This window comes from Silicimonas lutimaris (assembly GCF_047314965.1).
Classification (GTDB): domain Bacteria; phylum Pseudomonadota; class Alphaproteobacteria; order Rhodobacterales; family Rhodobacteraceae; genus JAVJUV01.
Window position 1 is genome coordinate 12242 of record NZ_JBLBVK010000045.1, and the last position, 22611, is coordinate 34852.

General features: G+C 64.2%; 18 protein-coding genes and 1 pseudogene. 9 read left to right on the forward strand and 10 right to left on the reverse strand.

The window, feature by feature from the left end; translation table 11 throughout:
- Positions 1 to 61 precede the first annotated feature (61 nt).
- Together ACKLNI_RS08355 and ACKLNI_RS08360 are read left to right on the forward strand one after the other, a co-directional pair.
- The gene (locus tag ACKLNI_RS08355; RefSeq protein ID WP_413718608.1) at positions 62 to 619 is read left to right on the forward strand and encodes a lipid-binding SYLF domain-containing protein; all 558 of its coding nucleotides are present in this window, start codon (positions 62 to 64) and stop codon (positions 617 to 619) included.
- 103 nt (positions 620 to 722) lie between these two features.
- Positions 723 to 2312, forward strand: a complete 1590-nt coding sequence (locus ACKLNI_RS08360; RefSeq protein ID WP_413718609.1) for an FMN-binding glutamate synthase family protein — start codon at positions 723 to 725, stop codon at positions 2310 to 2312.
- 328 nt (positions 2313 to 2640) lie between these two features.
- On the opposite strand, the gene ACKLNI_RS08365 is transcribed toward ACKLNI_RS08360, so the two are convergent.
- Positions 2641 to 3513, reverse strand: coding sequence for an NAD(P)-dependent oxidoreductase (locus ACKLNI_RS08365; protein ID WP_413718610.1), 873 nt, complete (start codon positions 3511 to 3513; stop codon positions 2641 to 2643).
- A 74-nt stretch (positions 3514 to 3587) separates the two neighbouring features.
- Here ACKLNI_RS08365 and ACKLNI_RS08370 point away from each other — a divergent pair, with 74 nt between their 5' ends.
- A complete protein-coding gene (locus ACKLNI_RS08370) occupies positions 3588 to 6053 on the forward strand; it encodes a penicillin acylase family protein (protein ID WP_413718611.1) in 2466 nt (821 codons plus the stop codon).
- A gap of 62 nt (positions 6054 to 6115) precedes the next feature.
- Positions 6116 to 7117, forward strand: a complete 1002-nt coding sequence (locus ACKLNI_RS08375) for a Hint domain-containing protein (RefSeq protein WP_413718612.1) — start codon at positions 6116 to 6118, stop codon at positions 7115 to 7117.
- Positions 7118 to 7120: 3 nt separating this feature from the next.
- On the opposite strand, the gene hflX is transcribed toward ACKLNI_RS08375, so the two are convergent.
- The 4 genes from hflX to trkA all read right to left on the reverse strand — a co-directional run bounded on the left by hflX (position 7121) and on the right by trkA (position 11673).
- The gene (gene hflX, locus ACKLNI_RS08380) at positions 7121 to 8395 is read right to left on the reverse strand and encodes a GTPase HflX (RefSeq protein WP_413718613.1); all 1275 of its coding nucleotides are present in this window, start codon (positions 8393 to 8395) and stop codon (positions 7121 to 7123) included.
- A gap of 2 nt (positions 8396 to 8397) precedes the next feature.
- Positions 8398 to 8631, reverse strand: coding sequence for an RNA chaperone Hfq (hfq, locus tag ACKLNI_RS08385; RefSeq protein WP_109758248.1), 234 nt, complete (start codon positions 8629 to 8631; stop codon positions 8398 to 8400).
- Positions 8632 to 8776: 145 nt separating this feature from the next.
- Entirely contained in the window at positions 8777 to 10297 is a 1521-nt protein-coding gene (locus ACKLNI_RS08390; RefSeq protein ID WP_413718614.1) for a TrkH family potassium uptake protein, read from the reverse strand.
- On the reverse strand, positions 10297 to 11673 hold the full coding sequence (gene trkA, locus ACKLNI_RS08395; RefSeq protein WP_413718615.1) for a Trk system potassium transporter TrkA: 1377 nt from the start codon (positions 11671 to 11673) through the stop codon (positions 10297 to 10299). The genes ACKLNI_RS08390 and trkA overlap by 1 nt, the downstream gene beginning before the upstream one ends.
- 128 nt (positions 11674 to 11801) lie before the next feature.
- Between trkA and ACKLNI_RS08400 the strand changes: the two genes are divergently transcribed.
- Positions 11802 to 12200, forward strand: coding sequence for a (R)-mandelonitrile lyase (locus tag ACKLNI_RS08400; RefSeq protein ID WP_413718616.1), 399 nt, complete (start codon positions 11802 to 11804; stop codon positions 12198 to 12200).
- Between the two features lie 93 nt (positions 12201 to 12293).
- Here ACKLNI_RS08400 and ntrX read toward each other — a convergent pair whose 3' ends face one another.
- From ntrX to dusB, 5 genes are all read right to left on the reverse strand, one after another.
- Positions 12294 to 13712, reverse strand: coding sequence for a nitrogen assimilation response regulator NtrX (gene ntrX / locus ACKLNI_RS08405; RefSeq protein WP_413718617.1), 1419 nt, complete (start codon positions 13710 to 13712; stop codon positions 12294 to 12296).
- Between the two features lie 15 nt (positions 13713 to 13727).
- Complete coding sequence (locus ACKLNI_RS08410; RefSeq protein WP_413718618.1) at positions 13728 to 15989, reverse strand: sensor histidine kinase NtrY-like; 2262 nt, start codon at positions 15987 to 15989, stop codon at positions 13728 to 13730.
- A gap of 99 nt (positions 15990 to 16088) precedes the next feature.
- The gene (locus ACKLNI_RS08415) at positions 16089 to 17456 is read right to left on the reverse strand and encodes a response regulator (protein WP_413718619.1); all 1368 of its coding nucleotides are present in this window, start codon (positions 17454 to 17456) and stop codon (positions 16089 to 16091) included.
- A gap of 3 nt (positions 17457 to 17459) precedes the next feature.
- Entirely contained in the window at positions 17460 to 18554 is a 1095-nt protein-coding gene (locus ACKLNI_RS08420; RefSeq protein WP_413718620.1) for a two-component system sensor histidine kinase NtrB, read from the reverse strand.
- Positions 18551 to 19531 carry a tRNA dihydrouridine synthase DusB gene (gene dusB / locus ACKLNI_RS08425; RefSeq protein WP_413718621.1) on the reverse strand — a complete coding sequence of 327 codons (981 nt, stop codon included), beginning with the start codon at positions 19529 to 19531 and terminating at the stop codon, positions 18551 to 18553. The genes ACKLNI_RS08420 and dusB overlap by 4 nt, the downstream gene beginning before the upstream one ends.
- Positions 19532 to 19775: 244 nt before the next feature.
- Between dusB and ispF the strand changes: the two are divergent.
- The 4 genes and pseudogenes from ispF to ACKLNI_RS08445 form a co-directional block, all read left to right on the forward strand.
- Positions 19776 to 20255, forward strand: a pseudogene (gene ispF / locus ACKLNI_RS08430) (2-C-methyl-D-erythritol 2,4-cyclodiphosphate synthase); the annotation flags it as partial.
- Positions 20252 to 20761 (forward strand): phosphatidylglycerophosphatase A family protein, encoded by a 510-nt coding sequence (locus ACKLNI_RS08435; protein ID WP_413718622.1) that lies wholly within the window; start codon positions 20252 to 20254, stop codon positions 20759 to 20761. The pseudogene ispF and the gene ACKLNI_RS08435, both read left to right, overlap by 4 nt.
- Positions 20758 to 21234 carry a CinA family protein gene (locus tag ACKLNI_RS08440; RefSeq protein ID WP_413718623.1) on the forward strand — a complete coding sequence of 159 codons (477 nt, stop codon included), beginning with the start codon at positions 20758 to 20760 and terminating at the stop codon, positions 21232 to 21234. The genes ACKLNI_RS08435 and ACKLNI_RS08440 overlap by 4 nt, the downstream gene beginning before the upstream one ends.
- Positions 21235 to 21381: 147 nt before the next feature.
- A complete protein-coding gene (locus tag ACKLNI_RS08445; RefSeq protein ID WP_413718624.1) occupies positions 21382 to 22560 on the forward strand; it encodes an ammonium transporter in 1179 nt (392 codons plus the stop codon).
- The last annotated feature ends 51 nt before the right edge of the window (positions 22561 to 22611 follow it).

The following is a 22611-nucleotide window of genomic DNA, read 5'->3' on the forward strand; positions in this document are numbered from 1 at the left end:
CTTTGTGTCGAACGGCCAAATAAGGCCGTCGCTGAGGCAATTAATACAAAGGGCAGACCCAATGACTCGATTCCCCCGTCGCGCCGTGCTGGCCGGATTTACCGCTTCTCTGGCGCTGGCCGCTTGCGGAAACGGCATCGGCAGCCCCGGTGCTGAAAACATCGACGCGCGCGTCGATGCATCGCTGGCCTACCTGGACAACAACTATCCCGGCACACGCGACCTGCGCGACAAGTCCGTCGGCATGCTGGTCATGCCGCTGATCACCGAGGCAAGCTTCGGCTTTGGCGGGTCCTATGGCCGTGGCGCATTGCGCGTCAACAACGTGACCGTCGATTATTACTCCGCCGCACAGGCGAGTTTCGGCATCCAGGCCGGTGCGCAGCAATACGCCCACGTGCTCTATTTCATGACCGAAGAAGCTCTTGCGGATTTCCGTGCATCTGCCGGATGGGCTGCCGGTGCGGACGTCGAGTACGCGGTCAACGACCGGGGCGGCAATCTTTCGGCCGAAACCACGACCGTGCTGGCTCCCGTCATCGCCGTTGTCTTCGGTCAGGCGGGCCTGATCGCCGGCGCATCGGTCGAGGGCACGAAGTACTCCCGTATCATTCCCTGATCCGGGTCTCGAACTCCTGACTCCAAGGGGGCTCCGGCCCCCTTTTCTGTCTGACCGATGCGAAGCGCTTGAGTTTTCCCGGCGCTGGACACTAACGTGAGGCATGCAGAGATACACCGCGTTCGGAGCCTCGCTCGCCCTCACTTTGATTTCCGCCATTGCCCTGCTCTGGAGTGGCTGGTTCCTCCTGCCGCTTCTGTTCTTTGCCGGGTTATCGGCATTGGGGGTCTATGACGTCACGCAGCGCAGTCATTCGATCCTGAGGAACTATCCCGTCATCGGGCATATGCGGTTCCTCTTCGAAGGCATCCGCCCCGAGATCCGGCAATACCTGATCGAAAGCGATCAGGACGAAGAACCGTTCTCGCGCGACGAGCGTTCGCTGATCTATCAGCGCGCCAAGGGCGCCGAGGACAAGCGGCCCTTCGGGACGCGGGCGCGGGTTTACGATTCGGGCTATCAGTGGATCACCCATTCGGTGGTGCCGAAACATCTGAGCGACCATGATTTCCGCGTCGAGATCGGAGGGCCGGACTGCAGGCAGCCCTATCGGGCTTCGCTCTACAATGTCTCGGCGATGAGTTTTGGCGCGCTTTCGGGCAATGCGATCCTTGCATTGAACACCGGCGCCAAGATGGGCGGCTTCGCCCATGACACCGGCGAAGGCGGCATAAGCCGCTATCACAGGCAGGGCGGCGGCGACCTGATCTACCAGGTCGGATCGGGCTATTTCGGCTGCCGCACGGCCGAGGGCCGGTTCGACCCGGAGGCATTTGCCCGCCAGGCCGCCGATCCGCAGGTCCGGATGATCGAACTCAAGCTGTCGCAAGGTGCCAAGCCGGGACACGGCGGTGTTCTGCCGGCCTCGAAAATCTCAGAGGAAATCTCGGAAGCGCGCGGCGTTCCGATGGGACAGGATTGCGTCTCGCCGGCGTCCCACCCGGAGTTCTCGACGCCTTTGGAACTGGTCCGGTTCATCGGGCGGTTGCGCGACCTTTCAGAGGGCAAACCGGTGGGCATGAAGATGTGCATCGGGCACAGGCGGGAGTTCATGTGCATCGTGAAGGCGATGCTGGAGACGGATATCGTTCCCGATTTCATCGTGATCGACGGCAAGGAAGGCGGCACAGGGGCCGCTCCGCTTGAGTTCGCCAATCACATGGGGATGCCGCTGGTCGAGGGTCTGACCTTCGCGCACAACACGCTGCGCGGCGCAGGCCTGCGTCACCGGCTGAAACTCGGCGCCTCGGGCAAGGTAGTGACGGCCTTCGACCTGGCCAAGATGCTGGCGCTGGGCGCGGACTGGGCGAATTCGGCGCGCGGTTTCATGTTCGCGATCGGCTGTATCCAGGCTCAGGCCTGTCATACGAACCATTGCCCGGTGGGCGTCGCGACGCAGGACAAGGTGCGCCAGCGCGCCATCGACGTGCCGGACAAGGCGATGCGGGTCAAACGGTTCCACGAGAACACGCTGAAGGCACTGGCCGAGATGACCGGGGCAGCGGGGCTGTCGCATCCCGGAGATTTCCTTCCGCATCACCTGCTGATGCGGGAAAAGGACCGCGAGATGGTCACGGGCGACGAGGTTTATCCCTATCTTCCGGAAGGGTTTCTTGTCCGCGGCGAGATCGACGAGTTCGGATACCTTGGCCGCTGGAACCGATCCAGCGCCGCCAGCTTCGATCCGATCTGATCCCTCCAGACGGTGAAGCGGCCGTCCCTGGGCCAGCCGTTGTTTCCCCCGTCCTCCCGCCCCTAACCTAACGGCCGGTCCTTGAAAGAAGCTTTAAGCGATCAGGAATTTCCGGAGTAAACACGCAGGATCCTCCGCGAGGAACGCGCGGGAGTCCCTTGCAGGCCGCGCGGGAGCTTGCAGGTCAAACACGCAGAATTTTCCGCTGCACCCAAACGGAACGGTCCGGGCTGAACCGTCGGGGTCGTCCGGGCAGGATGCATCGCCTGCCCGGGATCGCTTTGACTTGCGCGCTTAGGACCGCCATCGCGGTCCATCACGGGCCGGATCAGCCGAGCTTGCGGAGCCGTTTGAAAAGGCTGGAGGTATCCCAGCGTCCGCCGCCCATCTTCTGGACGTCCTTGTAATACTGGTCGACCAGCGCGGTGACCGGGAGCGAGGCCCCGGTCTCATTGGCGGTGTCGAGGCAGATGCCGAGGTCCTTGCGCATCCAGTCGACGGCGAAGCCATGCTCGAAATGGTCGTCCAGCATGGTCTGGTAGCGGTTCGACATCTGCCAGGAGCCGGCGGCGCCCTGCGAGATCACCTCGACCACCGCGCGGCCATCGAGACCGGCCTTTTCGGCGAAATGCAGCGCCTCGGACAGGCCCTGGACCAGCCCGGCGATGGCGATCTGGTTGCACATCTTGGTCATCTGGCCCGCGCCGGAGGTGCCGATACGGCGGCAGATCTTCGAGTAGGCGTCGATGATCGGGGCGGCACGGTCATAAGCGCCCTGATCTCCGCCGCACATGACCGAGAGCTGGCCGTTCTCTGCGCCCGCCTGCCCGCCCGAGATCGGCGCGTCGACGAAGGAGATATTCTGCTTGTCCGCGGCGGCGTACAGCTCGCGCGTGACCTTGGCCGATACCGTGGTGTGGTCGACGAAGACCGAGCCCGCGGCCATGCCCGCAAAGGCACCGTCCTCGCCGAGGCAGACGGAACGCAGGTCGTCGTCATTGCCGACGCAGGCCATGACGAAATCGGCTCCTTTCGCGGCCTCGCGCGGTGTCTTCGCGGCCTTGCCACCATGCTTTTCGGCCCAGTCTTCGGCTTTTGCGAAGGTGCGATTGTAGACGGTTACCTCGTGGCCCGCGGCCTTGAGATGCCCCGCCATGGGAAAGCCCATGACCCCAAGACCAAGAAACGCGCATTTTGCCATGGTATCCTCCCTTGTTTTCCGCAGCCGTGCGGGCTTTACCTAAAGGACAGGCATTTCTAGTCAATAAGGCGATCATGCTTCGTTTGTTCCGCTGGCTTGTCCGGATCGTTACCGGGCTGGTCCTTCTGGGCCTTATCAGCATCCTTTTGCTGTACTGGTTTTTCTCACGCTCGGTTCCGCCTTATGACGAAACGCTGGACGTGGCTGGCCTCGATGCGCCGATCGAGATCGTGCGGGACAATGCGGGCGTCCCGCATATCTTCGGAGAGACGGATCACGACGTCTATTACGGCCTCGGGCTGGCCCATGCTCAGGACCGTTTGTGGCAGATGCTGATGTTCCGGCGCACCGCGCAAGGCCGCCTGTCTGAATTGTTCGGCCCGCGGACGGTGCGCACCGATGAACTGCTTCGGCGCTTCGATCTTTATGCGCTTGCCGTGCGCTCGGTCGAGGCGCAGGACGCCTATACACGGGCCGCGCTGGAGGCCTATTCCGACGGAGTGAACGCCTGGCTGCGCGAGGTCAACGAGGGCGCGCGCGGACGTGGGGCGCCCGAGTTCTGGTTGTTCGAGCCAGCCATCGCGCCGTGGCAGCCGGCCGATTCGGTGGTGATCGGCAAGCTGATGGCGCTGCAGCTCTCCACGCATCTCGAAACCGAGGTTCTGCGCGCGCGGACATCGCTGATGCTGCCGGATGCGCGGGTCGCCGATATTCTGCCGGACACGCCGGGCGACGGAATCGCCGAATTGCCGGAGTACGCATCGCTGTTCGGCGCGCCCTTGCCCCGGTACGCGGACATGGGCGATACGCCGGGCGATCCGCTGTCGCCGTTCAAGGCACGCGCCTTCGCGGGGGCCTCGAACGCGTGGGCGGCAGCGCCGTCGCGGTCGGCGGCGGGCGGAACTCTGCTGGCAAACGATCCGCATCTGGAGTTCACGGCGCCCTCGATCTGGTATCTGGCCCGGCTGGAACTGCAATCGGGCGGCGTCATCGGTGGCACGATACCCGGCGCGCCGGTCGTCCTGGTCGGCCGGTCGGACCGGCTGGGCTGGGGTCTCACGTCGTCCTACGCCGACGACCAGGACGTGTTCATCGAGAAGCTGAACCCGGACAAGTCGGACGAGGTACTGACGCCCGAGGGCTGGAAACCGCTCATCTCGCGCCAGTCGATCATCACCGTCAAGGATGCCGACCCGATCACGATCACGCTCCGAAACTCGGAGAACGGTCCGATCCTGCCCGGCAGCCATTATGATCTTGGCGCCATCACACCGCCCGGCCACGTCGCCTCGCTGGCATGGACCGCCCTGTCGCCGACGGATACCACGATGCAAGCCATGCTCGCCGTCATGCGTGCGGGCAACATCGAAGAGGCGATGGCCGTGACCGAGGCATTCATTGCTCCGGCCGTGAATCTGACGCTGGTCGATGCCGAGCGGATTGCCATGAAGCTGGTCGGCGCCCTGCCCCGTCGCGCTGCGCGCCACCAGACGCAAGGCAGAATGCCTTCGCCGGGCTGGCTTCCGGAAAACCGCTGGCAGGGACGAATGAACCCTTCGGGCAATCCCTCGTTCGTTGACCCCGAGGGCGGAATCCTGGGCAACACGAACAACAAGAGCGTCGACCGGCCCTTTCCGTTCCATGTCAGTTTCGACTGGGGCGACACGCAGCGGGTTCAGCGCTGGGAAAGGTTGATGCAATCGCGCGAAGTGCATACGCGGGAAAGCTTCATCGAGGCGCAGCTGGATACGGTATCGGTCACCGCGCGGACGCTCTTGCCGCTCGTTGCGCGCGATCTCTGGTTTACCGGAGAAGCGGCCCCCGAGGGTACGCCGGAACGCCGGAGACGCGATGCGCTGGACCTTCTGGCCGACTGGAACGGCGAGATGAACGAGCACCTGCCGGAGCCTCTGATCTATGCCGCCTGGATGCGCGCGCTGCAGGACAGGCTGATCCGCGACGAGCTGGGTCCCCTTGCGGACGAATATCGCCACCCGGAGCCGATCTTCCTTGAACGGGTCTTTCGCGACGTGGACGGCGCGGCAGCCTGGTGCGACGTGATCCAGTCAGCCCCCGAGGAGACCTGCACCGAGATCGCGCGGCTGGCGCTGGACGACGCGCTTCTGTGGATCGACGAGACCTGGGGTCAGTCGCTGGATTCGCTGCGCTGGGGTGATGCGCATCAGGCCACCCACGACCACGGCGTGCTGGGCGATGTGGCCTGGTTCTCGTGGATCGTGAACATCCGACAGTCCACGAGCGGCGGGGACCAAACGCTGCAAAGCGGTCGAACGCTTGGCGAAGGCCCGGAGCCGTTTCTGAATATCCACGGCGCGGGCTATCGGGGCGTCTATGATTTCGCGGACCCGGATTCGTCCGTCTTCATTATCTCGACCGGCCAGTCCGGCCATCCCCTGTCGCGGCACTACGACGATCTGGGCGAGTTGTGGCGGCGGGGAGAATACATCCCGATGACGCTGGACCCGAACCTGGCACGCGCCGGGGCGGTGGGCGTGATGCGGCTGGTGCCGGGGGGGTAATCACTTTTCCGCTTAATTTGTTCGCATGGAAACGGTAATCTCAAGAAAAAAGGTGATCGGGCATGCCATTCTCCGTCTGGGCCAGGGGCGACAGTTCCAGCGCGAACAACTCCTCTTTGAACACCGAGAGCACGAACCAGCAGCCGACGACGCTTCTGACTTTTGAAGCGACGGCAGGGGGCGACGAGAAGCTCGAGTTCAACAAGGGCGCGGGAACGGCAGACGAGGACACGGTCGTGTATTTGAACAGCGACCCGACACCCTACACCTTTGTTCTGGAGTTCGGCGGCTACCTTCCTCAGTCAAACAAGCTCTCGAATGTGAACGGCGAGGATTTGCGCGGTGCCGAAATCTATGTGCTGACCATCGAAGCGACCGGGGAGCGCTTTTTCTTTCTCGCGGGTTCTGACGGCTCGCAGTTCTATTTCGACATCATGGACGCCTTTCCGAACGGTGCGCATGCCATACAGGGTCTGTTCGCCTGCTATACGGAAGGCACGCTGATCGAGACGCCGGACGGGCCGCGGCCGATCGAGGCGATTGCACCGGGCGATCTGGTGACCACACTGGACGGACGGCATGTGCCCGTGCGGTTCTCTGCGAAGCGACATGTTCGCGCACGCGAGCTACGGGCGTTTCCGGCCCTTCAGCCAATCCTGATACCGGCCGGATCCGTTGCCCCGGGCATGCCATCCTCGGACCTGACGGTGTCGGCGCTGCACCGCGTTCTTGTCCGCGACCCGGATATCGAGCTTCTGTTTGGTCTCGACGCCGCCTATGTCGCCGCGCGCGATCTGCCACGGGCGCGCCCCGCGCCGATCAGGGACTTGACCTATGTCCACGTGCTCTGCGACAGCCACGAATGCCTGATCGCCAATGGCTGCCAAAGCGAGAGCCTTCTGCCTGGCGACGTGGCGCTTGCCTCGCTGGGCCAAGCGGATGCCGCGAGGGTACGCGAAATCGTCGGGGAGCGCCCGGTCCACACGGCATTTCCCTGCCTGAAGGGGTACGAAGCCGCGCTTTGGAGGCGGGTCGTCCTTGACCGTGAGAAGCTGACGGCCTGAGCCTCAGAGGCGAGAGAAGCGCACGGCCTGGGCCGGTGTCCAGTTCACAGTCAGGTCACTGCCATCCTCGGTCTTGATCTCTGTCTCGACCACGCCCTGTTCATAGAGCCAGGCCCGGCGGCGGCCGTCCTCGTGACCGAGATGCAGGGTCTCCTGCACGCGGTCCCGGTCGAGTTCCGACGTCACGGCCGCGATGACCGCGTCCAGCCCCTCGCCCGTCACCGCTGACATCGCCTGAACGTTTTCCTTGCGCGCGGCGAGCGTCACGAGCGCCTCGCGTTCGGCCGGCTCGAGAAGATCGATCTTGTTCCAGACTTCGATCAGCGGCGTGGTGCGAGCGACGCCCAGGTCTTCGAGGATGGTCTCGACATCCTTTGCCTGTTCCTCGGTTTCCGGGTGGGCGATATCGCGGACGTGGAGGATCAGATCGGCTTCGAGCACTTCTTCCAATGTGGCGCGGAAGGCCGCCACGAGTTGCGTCGGCAGGTCCGAAATAAAGCCCACCGTATCGGAGAGGATGACGTCGCGCCCTGTGGGAAGCCGCACGGCGCGCATGGTGGGATCGAGCGTGGCGAACAGCATGTCTTTCGCCAGAACCTCGGCCCCCGTCATGCGATTGAACAGCGTGGACTTACCTGCGTTGGTGTAGCCCACCAGCGCAACGATCGGATAGGGCACCTTGGCGCGCGCGGCACGGTGCAGACTGCGGGTCTTGACGACCTTCTCCAGTTGCCGCTTGAGCCGGGTCAGCTGTTCGTCGATGGCGCGGCGGTCGGCCTCGATCTGGGTTTCGCCGGGGCCGCCGACAAAGCCGAGTCCGCCGCGCTGGCGTTCGAGGTGGGTCCAGGCGCGCACAAGTCGCGTGCGCTGGTAGCTGAGAGCCGCCATTTCGACCTGAAGCACGCCTTCGCGGGTCGCGGCCCGGTCGGAGAAGATTTCGAGGATGAGTCCGGTCCGGTCGAGGAGCTTGGTTTTCCACTCGCGTTCAAGATTGCGCTGCTGGACCGGCGTGACGGGGCCATCGATCAGGACCAGCCCGATCTCCTCGGCGGCAATGCGGGCGCCCAGTTCCTCGATCTTGCCCTTTCCGAACAGCATCCCCGGTTGCGGTTTCTGAAGCCGAACGATCTGAGCCCCGACGACATCCAGGCCCGGCAACGCATGAGCAAGCGACACGGCCTCCTCAAGCGCATAACGCGCGTCACGTCTGTCAGGCTCGCTGGTGATGTCGGGATGCAGAACGAGCGCGCGGGTTTCTGTCGCGGCCGTCTTTTCCAATCTTACTCTTCACCCTCGTAAAGACTGATCGGCTGAGCCGGCATGATTGTGGAAATCGCATGCTTGTAGACGAGTTGCGACTGTCCATCGCGGCGCAGCAACACACAAAAGTTGTCGAACCAGGTGATGACACCTTGCAGCTTGACGCCATTGATCAGGAAGATGGTCACCGGAACCTTTGTCTTCCTAACGTGATTCAGAAATGCGTCCTGCAAATTCTGTCTGTCCGAAGCCATGAGCTTTTTAGCCTTTTTTCTTTCCGCCGGAAAATCACCGGCTGGTGGAACGTGGAAACAATATGTAACGCCCGATTGACGCTGGCTACCCCCAAAAAAGGCCCAATCCGGACCTTTTTCACGGCATTTCAATCGCTTCTGTACGTTAACGCCAGAACTCGGGGTTCAAAAGCGCAATGATCGCCAATGTTTCAAGGCGACCGAGAATCATGGCTGCACTGAGAATCGCCTTTGCCGCATCGTTCAGTTGAGCGAGATTCACAGGCACGTCTCCCGCAACTTCGGTCAGCGGACCGGTTGTGGACAGAGTTGCAATGGTCAAAATAATGGCGCTTTCGAAGTCGACGCCCGCCACCAGGGTCAGGCCAAGTGTGACGACAGCGATCGACATCGCGAACAGCATGAAGAACACCCATGCGACATAGGCGCCCTGCCGGCGGAGTCGCCGGGCCGCCTGCCCCGCGCCGCCGATCGACGACGGCTGGACCAGCTTTTCCATCTCCCGCAGTCCGTGCTTGTAGAGCGCATAGACCCGGAGCAGCTTGACCCCGCCCGCGGTCGTGGCCACGCCACCGCCAAAGACCGCCAGACCGAGAAGCAGCACCCCCGGCGAGCCCAGGCCCGACCAGGCCCGCGCCGTGGCCCAGTGGCTGGATTCGAACCCGGTGGTGGTCAGGAACGACGTCACCGTGAACAGCGATCCCCAAAGTGCCATCAGTCCTTCGAAAGCCGTGACCTCCAGACCCTCCTCGAAACTCGCGCCGAAATGACGGAAGAACAGCAGGGTCGACAGCGACAGGATGATGAGCAGGCCAAAGCGCAGTTCCGGATCCCGCCACAGGCTTCGCCACCCGTCGGCACGCTCGTCCGAAGAAAAGGTCAGGCGCGTCAGGGCAAACACCATGAAAAGGAGCATGAGCGCCTCGCCCGCCACGCCCGAGTTGTTGGCAGATATGCCACCCACGGGGGATATCCCGGATGTCGCCATCGTCGACATCGCGTGGCAGAACGATACCAAGGGGCTGTCCCCAGCAATCAAGAGCGCGATCCAGAGCGCGCTTGTCAGGCCCGCGTAGATCGGCAGCAGGCGAAGCGCGAACCGGACCAGACGCTCGGACGCGTCCGCGACCCGATCGATCTGCATCGTGCCGACCGCCGCGCCGCTGCCCACTTCGCGCGTGGACGAAACCTCGAAACCGCCGAGGTTCAGGGGCGCCATGACCGCGATGGCCGTGACCCAGATGAAGAGCCCGCCCATCCAGCCGACGAAGGCGCGCCAGAGATGCACGGTGGGCGGCAGACGGTCGGTTTCGAACAGTGTCAGACCCGTGGTTGTCAGGCTGGAGACCATTTCGAGATAGGCGTTGAGGAAACGCGTGTCCGGAACGGCCTCGTTGAACGGCACAGCCAGCATGACGGGCAGGACCGCGAAGGTCATCAGGATCGAGATCAGGTGGCTGCGTCCCTGCCGCCGGATGCGGTAATTCGCCGTTGCGAGCGCGATCATCGCGAAGAGCACGAGGAACAGAATCGACCAGTAGAAAAAGGCCCGCGCGGTTTCATGGTCGTTCACCGCGACACCGTGTACGGCGGGAACCATCATCGCAAGCGCACCGATCCCGAGCAGGATCACGATGAACGGCAGTTCCGCGAACCGGGCGAGCATCAGAAGAAGTCGATCGAGACCTGGAACAGCCGCTCGACCTCCGGCACGTCGTCGGCCATGGCGAAGACCACGATCACATCGCCCTCGTCGATGCGCAGGCTCCCGGTGGGCTTGACCACCTTGCCGTCCTTCATCACCGCGCCGACCAGCACGCCTTCGGGGAAGTCGATGTCGCGGATGGCCTTGCCGGCTATGGGCGACGTTCCGAGGATCTGCGCCTCGATCACCTCGGCCTCCGCGTCTCCGATCGAGTAGACGCCGCGCACCCGCCCGTGCCGGATATGGCGCAGGATCGAAGAGACCGTTGTGGCGCGCGGGTTGATGTAGGCGTCGATCTCCAGAGGCTCCATCAACGGCAGAAGCGTCGGATCGTTGATCAGCGCGATGGCCATCGGGCAGCCCGCCTGCTTGGCCCTGACGCTGGCCAGGAGGTTGGTCTTGTCGTCGTCGGTCACCGCAAGGATGGCGTCGGCGCGGTCGACGCCGGCCTCTGCCAGAAGCTCCATGTTCAGCCCGTCGCCATGCAGAACGATAGTCCGCTCCAGCGAATCCGCTGCCCGTTCGGCGCAGGCGCGGTTCTTCTCGATCACCTTCGCCCGAAGCCGGTCGGCCCGGCCCTCCAGCGCCTTGGCCACCGCCAGACCGACGTTGCCGCCGCCAACGATCACGACACGCTCCTGCCGGTGCACGGTCTTGCCGAAGATCTCGAAGGTGCGCGTCACGTCCTCGTTGTGGGATACCACGTAGACCTGGTCGTCGGCAAAAAGCTGGTCGCCCGGCTCGGGTGCGAAGAGTTTCTCGTTCCGCCGCACGCCCACGACGATGGCCCGCAGCGTCGAAAACAGGTCGGTCAGTTGCCGAAGCGGCGTGTTCAAAACCGGGCAGTCCTCGTCAAGCTGGATACCGAGAAGCTGCACCTTGCCCCCGAGAAAGAGCTCGGTGTCGAATGCCGCCGGGGCGTTCAGACGCCGCAGCGCCGCCTCGGCCACTTCGCGTTCGGGGCTGATCACCACGTCGATCGGCAGGTGGTCGCGCCGATAGAGATCGGAATAGATCGCCGTGAGATAGCTTTGCGACCTCAGACGCGCGATCTTGCGCGGGATCGAGAAGATCGAATGGGCCACCTGGCAGGTGACCATGTTCACCTCGTCCGAGAAGGTTGCTGCGATGATCATGTCCGCGTCCCGCGCGCCGGCGCGTTCCAGGATGTCGGGATAACTGGCATGGCCCGCGATACCCTGCACGTCCAGCGTATCGGTCGCCCGACGCACCAGATCGGCATTGTTGTCGACAACGGTGACGTCGTTGCGTTCACCCGAGAGGTGCCGCGCGATCTGCCAGCCGACCTGGCCCGCACCGCAGATGATGACCTTCATGGATGCCTCTTGGCCGCCCCGGTTCCCGACTGTCTGGCACGCGCGGTTAACGGGATCAAGCGCAACGAGGCTCTTGAACCCGCGCCGTGTCCGGCTAGCATCCGCTCAAAGCAAGGGAGACACTGTCCATGAAGATCACGCGAAACGGCGCGGTGCCGTCGAAACAGGGGCCAGAAAGCTATTTCACCGGCCAGGTCCGCATGGATATGGAATTCAATACCGAATCTCCCGCGCGCGTGGGCGGCGTGACGGTCACGTTCGCGCCGGGCGCGCGGACCGCATGGCACACGCATCCGCTCGGACAGACGCTGATCGTGACCGCGGGGCTTGGCTGGGCAAGGATCGAAGGCGAGCCGAAGCAGGAAATCCGCCCCGGCGACATCGTCTGGTTTCCGCCGGGCGTGCGGCACTGGCACGGGGCCGCCGACAGCACGGCCATGACCCATATCGCCATCGCGGAATCGATCGACGGCCGGCGCGTGGACTGGGCCGAGCATGTCAGCGACGAGGACTACCTCGGGGCCTGAGCCCCGGCTTCCATCGGCCCTGAAATATCCCGGGGGGCCCGGGGGGGAGCGCCCCCCGGCGGATCGCCGCCGGAGGCGGCGAAACCGCGTGTCTCACGCGTCTTCTTCTTCCTCTTCCTCGGCGACCGTCGCAACGCGCGCGCCCGAGCGCGACGAGGTCACCACGTTCAGCGACTTCAGCTTCCTGTGCAGCGCCGAGCGCTCCATGCCGACAAAGCCCGCGGTGCGGCTGATGTTGCCGCCGAACCGGTTGATCTGGGTCAGCAGGTACTCGCGCTCGAACAATTCCCGCGCCTCGCGAAGCGGCAGCGTGGCCAGGCTGCCCGAGAGGATCACGCGGCCCTCTTCGGAACCCGCCGGCTGGGCATCGCCGGGAATCTCCGAGGCCTCGATCTCGCCCTTGTCGGCACCGAGAATCAGCACGCGCTCGACGACGTTCTTCAGCTGGCGGACGTTGCCGGGCCAGTTCATCGTCTGCAGCATCGCGACCGCGTCCTCGCTCAATTCGCGCAGGGGAAGTCCCTGGGACTTGTTGAAGGCGGCGATGAAATGGCCGGCCAGTTCCGGGATGTCTTCCCTGCGCTCGGCCAGGGACGGCACGTCCACGGGCACGACGTTCAGCCGGTGATAGAGCTCCTGCCGGAAGTTGCCCGCCGCGACCTCTGCCTCGAGGTTCCGCGTCGTGGACGAGATCACGCGCAGGTCCACGCGCACCTTGTCGCCACCGCCCACGCGCTGGAACTGCTGGTCGGTCAGGACGCGCAGGATCTTGGACTGGGTGCCGCTCGGCATGTCGGCCACCTCGTCGAAATAGATCACGCCGCCATGGGCCTGCTCCAGAAGGCCCGGCTCGACGCCGCGCCCCGCCGATTCCCGGCCGAAGAGCACCTCTTCCATCCGGTCCGCCTCGATCGAGGCCGAATTGACCGACACGAAAGGCCCGTTCGCACGTTCGGAGTTGGCATGGATGTAGCGGGCCGCGATCTCCTTGCCCGCCCCGGCCGGCCCGCTGAGCATGACCCGGCCATTCGACTTCGTCACCTTGTCGAGCTGGGACTTCAGCGCGCGGAAGGCCGGCGAGGACCCGATCATCTCGGCCGTGGTGACGTCCTTGCGGCGCAGTTCGCTGTTCTCGCGGCGCAGACGCGAGGTCTCCATAGCCCGCGTGATCACCACCAGAAGCTGGTCGATGTTGAACGGTTTCTCGATGAAATCGTAGGCGCCCTGCTTGATCGCGGCGACCGCGATCTCGATGTTGCCGTGCCCCGAAATGATGATCACCGGCACTTCCGGGTTGTCGCGTTTCACGGATTTCAGGATGTCGATCCCGTCCATGTTCGAGTCCTTGAGCCAGATGTCGAGGATCATCAGCGCCGGTGGCTCCTTGTTCATCTGGGCCATCGCCTCGTCCGAGGTTCCGGCCAGACGGGTCGTGAACCCCTCGTCCTTGAGAATATCCGAGATCAGTTCACGGATATCGCGTTCGTCATCGACAATCAGAATATCGCCCATCAATTGCTCTCCTCTTTATTCGGCCACCTGCAGATCAGGCGTTGTTTCGCTTGCTGCCTCGATGGGCAGGGTTATTTCGGCCCGGGCCCCGATCTGGCCCGATCCGTCCAGCGGCTCGGCGTCGGTCAGGACCAGCGTGCCACCATGTTCCTCGATGATCTTCTTCACGATCGGCAGGCCGAGGCCTGTGCCTTTTTCACGCGTCGTGACATAGGGCTCGAACAGGCGAGAGCGATCTTCGGGAAGACCGATGCCGTTATCCGAGATGGAAATCACCGCCTTGTCACCCTGGGTGCGCATTTCGACCAGCACGCGCGGTTCATGGCCCTCGGGGGCATTGCCCTTTTCATGCAGGCTTTCGATGGCCTCGCCGGCGTTCTTGATGAGGTTGGTCAGCGCCTGCCCGATCATCGTCTGATCGAGATCCGCCGGGACCGGCGTATCGGGCACGCGGGAGTCCAGCGTCAGCGTTTCGGCGGCGGCCTCCTGCAGCGTGACAGCGTCGCGCACGATCTGCGCGAGATCCTGCCGCGTGCGCTCGGGCTCCGGCATCCGCGCGAACTTGGAGAACTCGTCGACGATACGGCGCAGATCCTCGGTCTGGCGAACGATTACGTCCGTCATCTGGTCGAGTGCGGCCGCCTCGTCGCCTGCGGCTTCACGGAACTTTCGCTTGATCCGGCCGGCGGAAAGCTGAATCGGCGTCAGGGGGTTCTTGATCTCGTGCGCGATGCGCCGCGCGACGTCGCCCCAGGCGGCCATGCGCTGCGCGGTGACAAGGTCGGTCACGTCGTCGAAGGCGATCACGTAGCCTTCCGCTTCGCTTTCCGAATTGCGCCGCGTGGCAATGCGCACGAGAAGCGTCTCGGCCACGCCGTTGCGGGAAACCCGGATTTCCTCCTGCTCCACCTCCTTGCCGCTGTCCAGCAGGCGCTGAAGCACGGCGCCGAATTCGGGCACGGCGACCTTCAGGGGAACGGACGTTTCGCTGTCTTCTTCCATCGACAGGATCCGCTCGGCCGAGCGGTTGACGAAGGTGATGTTGCCTTCGGGGTCCAGGCCGATCACGCCGGCGGTCACTGACGACAGCACGCTGTCGAACAGGCGGCGGCGGCGTTCAATCTGACGGTTCGTGGATAGCAGCGCCTCGCGCTGGCCCTTCAGTTGCCGGGTCATCTGGTTGAAGAGACGCCCGAGCATGGCGATCTCGTCGTCGCCGGGCTCTTCCGGAACCTGAACGTCGAGGTCTCCCGCGCCGACCCGCTGCGCCGCGCCGGCAAGGCGGCCCACGGGACGGGACAAGCGTTCTGCGAACCAGAGTCCCAGCCAAACCGCCGCAAGGATCAGGATCACCGCGAAACCGAGGTAGAGAAGGCCGAATTCGAACACGATGCGTCCGCGCTCGGCCTCGAGCTGGTTGTAGAGCGTTGCGGTCGCCGCAGCCTCGTCGAGCAGCCCCAGAATCGCACCGTCCACCGTGCGGCTGATGTAGAGATACCGGTCGGGAAAGGCATCGAGCCGCATAAGGGCGCGCAGTTCATCGACATCCAGGTCCTGGATCATGACGATCTCGCCTTCGCCTGCGCGGGTCAGGGCGTCCTTGCCGGGTTCCTCGAAGTCGAAAAGGTAGGACCTTTCTCCCCGCGCCCGGATGTCGCCGGTGCCGTCGATCACGAAGGCTTCGCGCAGACCGCGCTGAACCAACGCCTGCCCCTGCCCCAGCAACTGGCGCAGTTCGCCGTCGGACACGAAGACCGTACGCGCACGGGCCGCATTCAGAAATTCGGCAAGAGCGCGGGCGTCGTCCTGAAGGTCTCGCCGCTCATCCTCCTGATAGGCTTCGGCAGCGGACAGCGAGGCGCCGACCACCCCGCGGACGCGTTCCGAGAACCATCCCTCAAGACCGACGTTCACCGTCAGGCCAGCGAAAACGGCGACGGTCACAGTTGGGATCAGTGCGATCAGGGCGAAGACCCCGGTCAGGCGCAAGTGCAGGCGGGAACCTGCCGATTTCGCGCGCCGGGCTGCGATCATCGAAGCGATCCGGGCCAGAACCAGCGCCGCAACGACCAGCACATAGACAAGGTCGGCCAGCAGAACGAGTCGCAGGGAGAAGGTGGTTGTGGATCGATCGAGCGGACCGAGGACGAGGAAAGTCAGCAGCGCAAGCACCGGGCCAAGGATGACCAGCCCAAGGGTTGCAGCGTTTTGAAAACGACGCAAACGCCTGATACGGCTCAATTTTTCCCAGGTCTGTGCCCGTGCGCGCCCCGCCAAAGGGTGCCTCCAAATGATGTGCCGCTGGTCGCGGCGACCGCCCAATATCGGTGACCTTATTTATCCACAGTCGCGAATTGGCCACTCTATGTTGCGGTTTTACATCAATTTGCGGCGCCGTGTCACGCGGATATCGAGATCCGTGATCTTCTTTCTCAGCGTATTCCGGTTAATCCCGAGTAAATCCGCGCACTTGGCCTGATTACCACCGGTAGCGTCCAAAGCTATTCCTATCAAAGGGGTTTCCACTTCGCGGAGGATTCTCTGGTACAGGCCGGGGGGGGGCAGTTGACCGCCGTGGAGGTCGAAATACCGGCGCAGATGCTTTGCAATGGAGGCGGAAAGCTTGTCTCCGTCGCTGCCCCCGGTCAGGGGCTCGATCGCGGGCTGGTTGCCAAGTACCAGTTCGACCTCTGAGCGGCTGATCCGCTCTTCGCCGCCGGTCAGCGCGAGGCGGCGCACGGTGTTTTCCAGTTGCCGAACGTTGCCGGGCCAGGAATAGGCGCGGATGAGTTCCAGGGCATCCTTTTCGAAGGCGCGAACCGGCAAGCCGTCGCGTTCCGCGCGGGCCAGGAAGTGCTCGGTCAGAAGCTGGATATCCTCGACCCGTTCGCGCAGGCTGGGAACGGTCAGCGTGACGCCGCCCAGCCGATAGAACAGGTCCTGCCGGAATGTGCCCTTGTCGAGTCGATCGGCAAGGGCGGCCTGGCTGGTGGCCATTACGCGCGGACCGCTGTCGCCGAAACTGTCCAGCATGCGGACGATCCGGGCCTGCGCATCCTCGGACAGGTCCGCGACCTCGTCGAACAGCAGGGTTCCGTTGCGCGCGCGGCTGATCAGCGTGGCGGGCCCGTCCATAGTCACGAGGTCGGCTGCCGTCGCCACGACGAACGGCAGGGTGCGCCGGTCGGACAGGTCGTGGATCGCGCGCGCGATCAGCGATTTGCCGGTGCCGCTTTCGCCGGTGATCAGGACCGGAAGATCGGCGTTCATCACCCGTGCCACGAGCCGGTAGAGCGCCTGCATCGCCGGCGTGCGTCCCACTAGCGGCAGATCGTCGCCGGCCTCGGTGTCGACCTCGCCACGCGGCTGCGGCGCACGGCGCTTGACCTCAAGCGCCCGATTGGCGCGCTTCATCAGGTCCGGCAGGTCGAAAGGTTTTGGCAGATAGTCGTAGGCGTCGGCCTCGTTCGCCTGGATGGCGGTCATGATGGTGTTTTGCGCGGAGATGACGATCACCGGCAGGCCGGGGCGCAGTTCGTTGATCTTCGGCAACTGCTCCAGCCCGTTTCCGTCCGGCATCATGACGTCCGAGATCACGAGGTCGCCCTTGCCCTCTTCGACCCAGCGCATCAGCGTGACAAGGGACGAAGTGGCATGGACCTTGCACCCCGCACGGGTCAGAGCCTGCGTCAGCACCGTGCGGATGGTGCGATCGTCGTCTGCCACCAGAATGGTGCCGTCCATGTCCTACCCCTTTTGCTTGTCGTTGCCGCCGTCGCCGCTGCCTCGCGGCGCGACGGGAAGTGAAATTCGGAAAACCGTGCGGCCGGGAACGCTGTCGACGCTGACCCAGCCTTCGTGGTCGGAGATGATCTTCGAGACCAGCGCCAATCCCAGACCCGTGCCGTTCTCGCGGCCCGAAACGAAGGGCTCGAACGCCTCCGCGGCGATCTCGGGCGGCAGGCCCGGACCATCGTCCATGATCTCGACCTGCAGCGGCAACGCGGCGGTGCCATCCTTGCGGCGGAGCCTGAGCGACATGTCGTAGAAGGTGCGGATCGTGATCTGTCCCGGCTCGCCCCGCGCCGCCTCGGCGGCGTTCTTCAAGAGGTTCAGGAAAACCTGCACCATCTGGTCGCTGTCGACCCAGGTGGCGGGCAGAGACGGATCGTACTCCTCGACGATCTTCATATGGGCTGCGAAACCCACCGCGGCGGACTTGCGCGCGCGGTCCAGAAGGTCGTGAACATTGACGGCCCTGCGCTCGGGCGGACGGAGATTTCCGAACTGTTCGACCTGCTCCAGAAGCTTCACGATCCGCCGCGTCTCGCTGACGATCAGGTCGGTAAGCTCGAGGTCTTCCTTGGCGAGGTTCATGCTTAGCAGCTGCGCCGCTCCGGTGATGCCGGCCAGCGGGTTCTTGATCTCGTGGGCCAGCATCTCGGCCATGCCAATGGCCGACCGCGCCGCCGATTTCACCGACATCGACCGTCCCAGACGGTCGGCGATCATGCGCGGCTCCATCAGCACGAGAACGAAGCCCGGCATGCTGGTCATCGGAGCCATCTGGATGTTGCAGTTCACCGGTTGCGTGTTGCCCGAGCCGACATCGACGTTGTTCATGAACAGAGAGGACTGATCGGTGCGCACCCGCTTGAACTGGTCGTCGAGCGGCGCGTCGATCGCGAGGATGTCGAACACGGGCGCACCGCGCACGGACCGCGACGACGCGTTCAGAAAGCTTTCGGCGGCCGGGTTCACCTCGGCGATGATGTCGCCGGGATCGAGAAGGAAGGCAGGGATCGGAAGCGACTGCCAGAGGTTCTCCTGAAAGACGTTCATGCCGCCCGCCTTTCCTGGCCGAGAAGCGCCGGACGAAGGGCCTTGCGCACGTCGCTCGGCGGCGCGGTAAGCACGAGTTTCCTAAGATCCGGCGGGGTTCCGACCCGGTCCATGTACCAGCCGAGATGCTTGCGGACGACGCGCGCGCCCAACTCATCGCCATAGAAGTCCAGCGTGGCGTCGTAGTGACCACGGACCATGGCGGCAAAGTCGTCGCCTTCGGGCACCTCGGGCGCCGGACCGTGTCCGAGGGCATGCGCGATCTCGGCCAACCGCCAGGGCGCGCCCTGGATACCGCGTCCGACCATCACGCCATCGGCGCCCGACTGCGTCAGCGCCGCCTTCGCATCCGCGGGCGTCACGATATCGCCGTTGGCGACCACGGGAACCGAGACCGCCTCCTTCACTGCGCGAATGGCCTTCCAGTCAGCGCGGCCCTTGTAGAACTGGCACCTGGTGCGTCCATGAACGGTAATCATCCGCACGCCCGCGGCTTCGGCCCGCGTTGCGATATCCGGGGCATTCAGGCAGTCGTCGTCCCAGCCGAGCCGCATCTTCAGGGTGACCGGCACATCGACGGCGCTCACCACGGCTTCGATCAGGCTGAGCGCGTGATCCGGCGTTTTCATGAGCGCGGAGCCGGACAGCCCGCCCGTTACTTTCTTGGCCGGACAGCCCATGTTGATGTCGATGATCTTCGCACCGTTCGCGGCGACCATCCGCGCCGCCTCGGCCATCCAGCGCGCATCGCGTCCGGCAAGCTGCACCGAGGTGGCCGCTTCGCCGAACCCCAGTTCGGCCCGCTCGCGGACACCGGGTTTGGCCTGCACCATTTCCTGGCTGGCGACCATCTCGCTGACGACAAGCCCCGCGCCGAAACGCGCGACAAGCTGCCGGAACGGCAGGTCGGTAATCCCGGCCATGGGGGCCAGGAACACGGGGGGATCCAGACGAATGTCCGAAAGGGCGATTGTCATGCCAAAACCTTGTGCAGTCGCATCAGAACTAGGCTGCCGGGGTGGAACCCTCAAACCTATCAGGCTCAAAAAGCCTCTCGAAATGGCATATGCTTAAAAATTGTGCACATCAACCTGCAAAGCGTCGCCATTGTCAGCAGAGCCATCACGCCCTAGACGTGTCACAAGGCCCGACCACAGCATATGGACCGCGTCCGGACCCGGCCCTTCCGGATCATGCGCGGACCGAACAGGAATGAACCCGATGGACATCCGTCTTGGCAACGGATTCGACGTGCACAGCTTCGTTTCCGGAGATCACGTCATTCTTTGCGGTGTGCGCATCCCGCACGACAAAGCGCTGAGCGGCCATTCGGACGCCGACGTGGGTATGCACGCGATCACCGACGCGATCTATGGCGCCCTGGCCGATGGAGATATCGGCCAGCATTTTCCGCCGTCCGACCCGCAATGGAAAGGCGCAGCCAGCCATATCTTTCTGGAGCACGCGGCGGAACGGGCGCAAAACCGCGGCTTTCACATCGCCAATGTCGATTGCACCCTGATCTGCGAACGCCCCAAGATCGGCCCGCATGCTGCTGCGATGCGCGCCGAGCTGGCCCGTATCCTCGGCATCGAGATGGGCCGCGTGAGCGTCAAGGCGACGACATCCGAGAAGCTGGGCTTTACCGGCCGCGAGGAAGGCATTGCCGCCATCGCCACGGCAACGCTGGTGGCGTCATGAGGCGGCTGGTCCTGTCCTTCTTCGGCGCGGGCTACCTGCGCCCCGCACCTGGCACATGGGGATCGCTGGCCGCCCTGCCCGCGGCCTGGGCCATACATACCGTCGCCGGGCCCATTGCGCTGATCGTCGGAGCGGCACTCCTTTACGTGGTCGGTGTCTGGCTGACTGCGCAGGAAACCGCCTCGGGCGACGATCACGACCCGTCCTGGATCGTCATCGATGAGGTGGTGGGCCAGTGGATCGCATTGCTCCCGGTGTCGCTGGGCGCCTATTCGGCCGGCGTCGAGATGCACCGGCTCTGGCCCGGCTTCGTCGTCGCCTTCGTGTTCTTCCGTCTCTTCGACGTCTGGAAGCCGTGGCTTGTCGGACAGGCCGACCGGCGGGGCGACGCAACCGGGGTCATGCTGGACGATGTCTGGGCCGGACTATTCGCCGCGATCGTCGTCGTGCTGTCGGCCGCACTGGCCCATGCGGGCTTTATCGCCGGGGTTGCCAACCAGCCATGAGCGCGGAAGCCCTGATTGACGTCGCCCGCCGGCTGAACCTTCGGATCGCAACCGCCGAAAGCTGCACGGGCGGCATGGTTTCGGCGGCGCTCACCGACATTCCCGGATCGTCTGCCGTGTTCGACCGCGGCTTCGTCACCTACTCCAACAGCGCCAAGACGGACATGCTTGGCGTTCCGGCAGAGGTAATATCCACCCATGGCGCGGTCTCGGAGGAAGTGGCGCGGGCGATGGCGGAAGGCACAATCGCGCGGTCCGTTGCGGACCTCGCCGTGTCGGTCACTGGCATCGCGGGGCCTGGCGGCTCAGAACACAAGCCCGAAGGCCGGGTCTGCTTCGGGATCGCGCGACGGGGCGGACAAACACAGACAGAAACTGTCGATTTCGGCGCCCTCGGGCGCGAGAACGTGCGCCGAGTCACTGTCAACCACGCGCTGATGCTCCTGATGGAAGCAGCTTTGCACAGCGCCTAACTTTTAATCATTCAGCCCGATATCGCGCAAATAATGCGGGCAGTTCCGTTTTTGCTGAACAATTAATCCCGCTCTGCACGCTTTGCCGCTTTTCCTCGCAGCCCCGACACGGTTCCTGACCCGCAACCAAAAAATGGAGGGAAGGATATGGTTGGGGCAGATACCGCCTGGATCATCGTTGCGACGGCGCTTGTGCTGTTCATGACATTGCCGGGACTGGCGCTGTTCTACGGGGGCCTCGTGCGCTCGCGGAACGTGCTGAGCGTTTTCATGCATTGCTATGCTATCGCCTGCCTGATGAGCGTGGCGTGGTTCGTTGCGGGCTATTCGATCGCCTTCGGCGACGGCAATGCCTATTGGGGCGGCCTGGGCAAGATGTTCCTGGCGGGCGTCGATGCCGAAAGCCTGTCGGGCACACTGCCCGAGATCCTGTTCTTCGCCTTCCAGATGACTTTCGCGATCATCACCCCGGCGCTGATCGTGGGCGCCTATGTGGAACGCGTGAACTTCGGCTTCGTGCTGATCTTCTCGACCCTCTGGATGCTTCTGTGCTACGCGCCCGTCGTCCACTGGATCTGGGGCGGCGGGATGCTGGCCGATGGCGGCATCTTCGGCGAGACCGGAGCGCGCGACTTCGCGGGCGGCATCGTGGTGCACCAGACCGCTGGTCTTGCGGCGCTGATCCTGGCAGTCATGCTGGGCGCGCGGCGCGACCGCACCAAGCCGCCGCACAATCCGGGCTACGTCATGATCGGCGCGGCGATGCTGTGGGTCGGCTGGTTCGGCTTCAACGGCGGTTCGCAACTGGCCGCCGACGGAGGCGCGGCGATGGCGCTGACGGTCACACATATCTCGGCCGCCACCGCCTCGCTGACCTGGGCGCTCTGGGAGCGGATCAAGTACGGCAAGGCCTCGCTTGTCGGCATGGTCACGGGCACCATCGCCGGTCTCGCTTCGATCACGCCCGCCTCGGGCTTCGTCGGACCGGTCGAGGCGCTGATCATCGGCGCGATTGCCGGCATCCTCTGCCAGGAGGCCGTGAACCTCATCCGCAACAAGCTGAAGATCGACGACACGCTCGACGTATTCGCGGTGCATGGCGTGGGCGGCATCTTCGGCACGATCATGATCGCCGTCTTCGGGGCCGGAAGCTGGGCCGCGCAGCTGGGCAGCCTCCTGATCGTCGGCATTTTCACGACTGTTGTGACGGTGATCGTCGCCCTGATCGCGAAAGCCGCCGTGGGCATGCGCGTGGACGCCGAAACCGAGGAAACCGGGCTCGATCTCTCGCAGCATGGCGAGCGCGCCTACGACGTCACGTCGTAGGTCATTGTCAACACTTGGCGATCAAGGGGGCTTCGGCCCCCTTTTTCGTGT

Coding starts and splice junctions, on each gene's coding strand:
- ACKLNI_RS08355 (WP_413718608.1), top strand. CDS start 62: ATGACTCGATTCCCCCGTCGCGCCGTGCTGGCCGGATTTACCGCTTCT.
- ACKLNI_RS08360 (WP_413718609.1), top strand. CDS start 723: ATGCAGAGATACACCGCGTTCGGAGCCTCGCTCGCCCTCACTTTGATT.
- ACKLNI_RS08365 (WP_413718610.1), bottom strand. CDS start 3,513: ATGGCAAAATGCGCGTTTCTTGGTCTTGGGGTCATGGGCTTTCCCATG.
- ACKLNI_RS08370 (WP_413718611.1), top strand. CDS start 3,588: ATGCTTCGTTTGTTCCGCTGGCTTGTCCGGATCGTTACCGGGCTGGTC.
- ACKLNI_RS08375 (WP_413718612.1), top strand. CDS start 6,116: ATGCCATTCTCCGTCTGGGCCAGGGGCGACAGTTCCAGCGCGAACAAC.
- hfq (WP_109758248.1), bottom strand. CDS start 8,631: ATGGCTTCGGACAGACAGAATTTGCAGGACGCATTTCTGAATCACGTT.
- ACKLNI_RS08390 (WP_413718614.1), bottom strand. CDS start 10,297: ATGCTCGCCCGGTTCGCGGAACTGCCGTTCATCGTGATCCTGCTCGGG.
- trkA (WP_413718615.1), bottom strand. CDS start 11,673: ATGAAGGTCATCATCTGCGGTGCGGGCCAGGTCGGCTGGCAGATCGCG.
- ACKLNI_RS08400 (WP_413718616.1), top strand. CDS start 11,802: ATGAAGATCACGCGAAACGGCGCGGTGCCGTCGAAACAGGGGCCAGAA.
- ntrX (WP_413718617.1), bottom strand. CDS start 13,712: ATGGGCGATATTCTGATTGTCGATGACGAACGCGATATCCGTGAACTG.
- ACKLNI_RS08415 (WP_413718619.1), bottom strand. CDS start 17,456: ATGGACGGCACCATTCTGGTGGCAGACGACGATCGCACCATCCGCACG.
- ACKLNI_RS08420 (WP_413718620.1), bottom strand. CDS start 18,554: ATGAACGTCTTTCAGGAGAACCTCTGGCAGTCGCTTCCGATCCCTGCC.
- dusB (WP_413718621.1), bottom strand. CDS start 19,531: ATGACAATCGCCCTTTCGGACATTCGTCTGGATCCCCCCGTGTTCCTG.
- ACKLNI_RS08435 (WP_413718622.1), top strand. CDS start 20,252: ATGAGGCGGCTGGTCCTGTCCTTCTTCGGCGCGGGCTACCTGCGCCCC.
- ACKLNI_RS08440 (WP_413718623.1), top strand. CDS start 20,758: ATGAGCGCGGAAGCCCTGATTGACGTCGCCCGCCGGCTGAACCTTCGG.
- ACKLNI_RS08445 (WP_413718624.1), top strand. CDS start 21,382: ATGGTTGGGGCAGATACCGCCTGGATCATCGTTGCGACGGCGCTTGTG.